Below are 4,684 nucleotides of genomic sequence, written 5' to 3'. Positions count from 1 at the left end.
GCGCTTCCGTTTCCCGCGTCAGCAACGTCGCCAAGTTCAATTCCATCACGATCGTTTCTTTCAAATCGCGTTTTTTCTGCTCGGACGGGTGCAAGGTGCCAATAACGCCGATGCGCTTGCCATCGAGCAGGATAAATGCCGTTCTGCCTGGATGCAAACCGTCCATTTCGCCGCGTTCAAATGACAGTTCTAGGCCCAGCTTTTCAGCCAGCCCTTCCACGATGCCTTTTGCTACGAAAAAGTCGACAGCTTTCTTTTCGCCCTGCCAGCTATGGTCGAGCCACAGTCCCGTCATGACGATCGCCAAATGCTCTTGTTCATCGAGCAATTCATCCTGGCCTTTCAAGAACACCGAACCCGTTTCATACAAAGCTGCCGAATCAATGCGGCGCGCCGTATTGTATGAAAGCGATTCGAGCAGATGAGGCAATAAACTTTGGCGCAAAATGCTGCGCTCTTCGCTCATTGGCATCAACAGACGGGTCGTTTCCGTCGGCTCCAGTGCAAATTGCGTCGCTGCAGCTTCCGAGGTCAAGGAATAGGTCGTAGCCTGGAGTAAGCCAGCTCCTTCAAGGAAATGGCGTGTGATGCGGCGTTTCGCCTGGTAAGGGCTCAATCCGCCAGGTGTCGCATCGGTACGCGGCAAAGTTGCCGGAATCTCATCGTAGCCGTAAAGACGTGCGATTTCCTCCACGACATCTTCTTCGATCTGGATATCTTGTCGGCGTGTCGGCACTTCAATGATCAATTGATTATTCGCCGCTTCCGTGTTGAACTTCAAGCGGCTGAGGATATCGAGCATGTCCTCAAGACGGATCTTCATGCCGAGGCGGCTATTGATGAAGTCTGGAGAAACTTTGACAACGCGCTCTTGTTTATCGAGCTGGTCGAAGATGAGCGATCCGGCAAGCACTTCGCCTTCCGCCAGTTCAGCCAATAATTGGGCAGCACGTTCCGCAGCCGGGATGACGCGGTTCGGGTCGACGCCTTTTTCATAGCGTGAGCTCGCATCGCTTCTCAAGTTATGGTCTTTCGACGTACGGCGAATCGAATCGGAAGCAAAATAAGCGGACTCGATGACGACCGTTGTCGTCTCATCGCTCACTTCCGAATTTGCACCGCCCATGACACCGGCAAGTGCGACAGGGTCCGTACCGTTGGTGATGACCAATTGATGCGCAGATAAGGTGCGTTCTGTGTCATCAAGCGTTGTGATTTTTTCGCCTTCTTTTGCCTGGCGCACGGTGATGTTTCCGGAACCAAGGGAATCATAGTCAAACGCATGAAGCGGCTGGCCGTATTCCATCAAAATATAGTTTGTCACGTCGACGACATTATTATGCGGGCGCACGCCAGCAGCCATCAAGCGCTGTTGCAGCCAAAGCGGAGATTCCTTCACTTTAACGTTGCGCACGACTTTCGCGACATAAAGAGGATTCGCTTCTGGTGCATCCACTTCGAGCGACAGCATGCTTTCCGCACTGTCCGCAGCTTCTGTGTACTTGATTTCCGGCAAGCTAACCTCTTCTCCCAAAATGGCTCCGACTTCATAAGCGACACCGAGCATGCTCATCGCATCCGCACGGTTCGGCGTGAGGCCAAGTTCAAGGACCGTATCGTCCAAGTCCAGATAAGACAACACATCTATGCCAGGCTCTGCTTTTTCAGGCAAGACGTAAATGCCTTCTGCATAGCTTTTTGGGACAAGTTTCGTTTCAATGCCCAGTTCCTGAAGCGAGCAGATCATGCCGTTCGAAATTTCTCCACGCAGCTTCGCTTTTTTGATTTTCATGCCGCCTGGAAGCTTCGCGCCCGGACGTGCCACGATGACCGACTGCCCTTTAGCAATATTCGGTGCGCCGCAGATGATCTGGTCGATTTCCCCGCCGCCTACATCCACTTGGCAGATTGACAGTTTATCGGCTTCCGGATGCTTCACGCAATCCGTTACATAACCGACGACCAAATTCGCCAGTCCTTCCGAACGGTCAATTACGGCGTCAACTTCGATTCCTGCGCGCGTGATTTTTTCCCCGAGTTCCGCTGGGGGCAAGTCTTGTGTATTTACATATTCTTTCAACCATTTTGTCGATACTAACATAAAAGTTCCTCCTTAAAGTTCCGTCCGTTGAAATTGCGTCAAGAAACGCACGTCGTTCGTGTAGAAATGGCGGATGTCCTCGATGCCGTATTTGAGCATCGCAATGCGCTCCGGCCCCATGCCGAATGCAAATCCTGTAAGGCGCTTCGAATCATAACCGGCCATTTCCAGAACGTTCGGATGCACCATGCCGGCACCGAGAATTTCGATCCAGCCGGTCTTTTTGCAGACATTGCAGCCAGACCCGCCGCATTTGAAACAGGAAATATCCATTTCAACGGAAGGCTCCGTGAACGGGAAGAAACTCGGGCGCAGGCGTATTTCACGGTCTTCGCCGAACATCTTCTTGGCAAAGATGGACAAAGTCCCTTTCAAATCGCTCATGCGGATGTCCTCGCCAACAACAAGCCCTTCGATTTGCGTGAATTGATGCGAATGCGTCGCATCGTCATTGTCGCGGCGATAGACTTTGCCCGGGCAAATGATCTTGATCGGTTCTCCGCCTTTTGCTTCCATCGTGCGCGCCTGCACCGGTGACGTATGCGTGCGCAGCAAAATGTCTTCTGTTATATAGAAGGAATCCTGCATATCACGTGCCGGATGCCCTTTTGGCAAGTTGAGTGCTTCGAAATTATAGTAATCCTTCTCGACTTCCGGACCTTCTGCGATTTCGTAGCCCATCGAAAGGAATAAGTCTTCAATCTCTTCGACAACACGCGTCAATGGATGTGGATTACCCGTTTTCGCCGGACGCCCTGGCAAAGAAATATCGATCGTTTCGCTTTGCAGCTTTTCGTTGATCGCCTGTTCTTCCAACAGGGCCATGCGCGCTTCGAGCGACTCAGTTACTTCTGCACGCACTTCGTTTACAAGCGCGCCCATCTTCGGCCGCTCTTCCGCCGGCAATTTGCCCATGCCTTTCAGGACATCGGTGATCGGCCCCTTTTTCCCTAAATACGCTACGCGCACGTCCGTCAATTCCTTGACTGTTTGCGCTGCCTGGATTTTCTCCAATGCTTCATTTTTCAATTCCTGCAATCTTGCTTCCATTTTCTCTCCTCCTTGAACATAAAAAAGCCCCGCCCCCAAAAAGGGACGAGGCATTGATTCGCGGTACCACCCTAGTTATCGCGCGTAGGCGATCACTCCATTAAATAACGGCTCATCACCGGCTAGACTTTACGGCACTCGGCCGGTCCCCGTCTAGCAGCTCGCGGGGTGAACTTCCGGAGTTCCTGCATATCCGCGCTTTCAGTCGAGGGCGGACTTCCTTGGATGCAGGGGACTACGTACTTTTCCCGGTCAACGCTTGTTTATTTCTCTTCTATTATAATGAACTTTCGCCTGTTAATCAAACACCAGTTTTTGGAACGAGGCTATACAATAGAATTCCAGTTGCTACGGCTACGTTCAATGATTCTGCCGGGCCGTAAAGCGGCACCATGAGATTCTGGTCGGTCTGCTCGAGTAGCTGCGGCTCCACGCCGCTTCCTTCATTTCCAACGATAAGCGCGAAACGCTCTTTCGACTCCGCCTCGTACATTGGCACCGATTGGTAAAGCGCCGTCCCGTAAACCGGAATGTTGCGGCTCTTCAAGCGTTCGATCCAGTCGAACAAATCGCCTTTAACGATCGGCACCTGGAAATGAGCACCTTGCGCCGAACGCACCGTTTTCGGATTGTACGCATCCGCCGAACCTTTTCCAAGAACGACAGCGTCAATCCCGGCAGCTGCTGCGGTGCGGATCATCGTCCCGACATTGCCCGGATCCTGCACGGCGTCGATCAATAGCAGCGTCTGCCATTGCTCTTGAATGGACTCACCGTACTCCAACTGTGTGCAATGGGCGAAAATGCCTTGCGTATGCTCAGTTTCCGCAATTTCTTTGGCGATCTGCGCCGTCACTACATAAAGCTCCAGCCCTTCAATGTCCCAAGCATCCGGAATATCCGTGCCTTCTCGGACGATCAAGCCTTTGATGCCGTCTTTCTTGTTCAATGCCTCTTCCGTCAAATGAAATCCTTCGATGAGAAATTCCCCGAATTTGTCGCGCTCTTTACGGGTCGTGCTCAGTTTCTTCCAATGTTTGACGAGCGAGTTCTGCAATGATTCAATTCGTTTCATAATACGTTCACCACTTTTTCAAAGAATAGCTCCAGTATAGCATAGGGCCGATTTACGCAGTAAAGAAATCAAAGCCAAGTGCTGTCAAAATCCCGAACGCCAGCGTCCAGATACCGATACTGATGATCATCCAGACGGTCGTATTGCGCTTCGTCGCCCCTAAAGTCATGCCGATGAACGCCGCGATATGCGTGCCGATCAAGATCGGCCCTAAAAGCGACAGGCCCGGCAGCCCGTATTTGTTCCAGATGCGCACTGCGCGTTCGTTTTTCTTCGACGGCTCCTTGCCTTTTGCTTCCTGGCGCTTATCGTACCAGATGCGGAATTTGTCGAAGCCGATAATAAGCAGCATCACCGTCAGCATATTCCCTACAAATGCCGTGATCATGACCCATACCGGCGACAAGCCCCAGACAATGCCAAGCGGGATGACGAGCGCGATTTCCAACCACGGAATC

4 protein-coding genes and 1 other annotated feature are annotated in these 4,684 nt (G+C 52.0%); all 4 genes read right to left on the bottom strand.

Annotation, left to right across the window (positions count from 1 at the left end):
* On the bottom strand, positions 1-2,101 hold a 2,101-nt coding region (pheT, locus tag ON064_RS17170), incomplete at its 3' end, for a phenylalanine--tRNA ligase subunit beta (RefSeq protein WP_274625727.1).
* Between the two features lie 12 nt (positions 2,102-2,113).
* Positions 2,114-3,151, bottom strand: a complete 1,038-nt coding sequence (pheS, locus tag ON064_RS17165; RefSeq protein ID WP_274625726.1) for a phenylalanine--tRNA ligase subunit alpha — start codon at positions 3,149-3,151, stop codon at positions 2,114-2,116.
* A 38-nt stretch (positions 3,152-3,189) separates the two neighbouring features.
* Positions 3,190-3,416 (bottom strand) — a binding site (T-box leader).
* A 36-nt stretch (positions 3,417-3,452) separates the two neighbouring features.
* Positions 3,453-4,226: a TrmH family RNA methyltransferase gene (locus tag ON064_RS17160; RefSeq protein WP_274625725.1), complete on the bottom strand. Its 774-nt coding sequence runs from the start codon at positions 4,224-4,226 to the stop codon at positions 3,453-3,455.
* Positions 4,227-4,278: 52 nt separating this feature from the next.
* Positions 4,279-4,683 carry a small multi-drug export protein gene (locus ON064_RS17155; protein WP_274625724.1) on the bottom strand — a complete coding sequence of 135 codons (405 nt, stop codon included), beginning with the start codon at positions 4,681-4,683 and terminating at the stop codon, positions 4,279-4,281.
* Position 4,684: the final 1 nt, after the last annotated feature.

Origin of the sequence: Planococcus sp. A6 (assembly GCF_028823615.1) — a bacterium.
In the GTDB taxonomy this organism is placed as follows: Bacteria; Bacillota; Bacilli; order Bacillales_A; family Planococcaceae; genus Planococcus.
Note: the sequence above shows the minus strand (reverse complement) of the source record. Positions and strands in the feature narration are given on the sequence as shown.

Coding starts and splice junctions, on each gene's coding strand:
- pheS (WP_274625726.1), bottom strand. CDS start 3,151: ATGGAAGCAAGATTGCAGGAATTGAAAAATGAAGCATTGGAGAAAATC.
- ON064_RS17160 (WP_274625725.1), bottom strand. CDS start 4,226: ATGAAACGAATTGAATCATTGCAGAACTCGCTCGTCAAACATTGGAAG.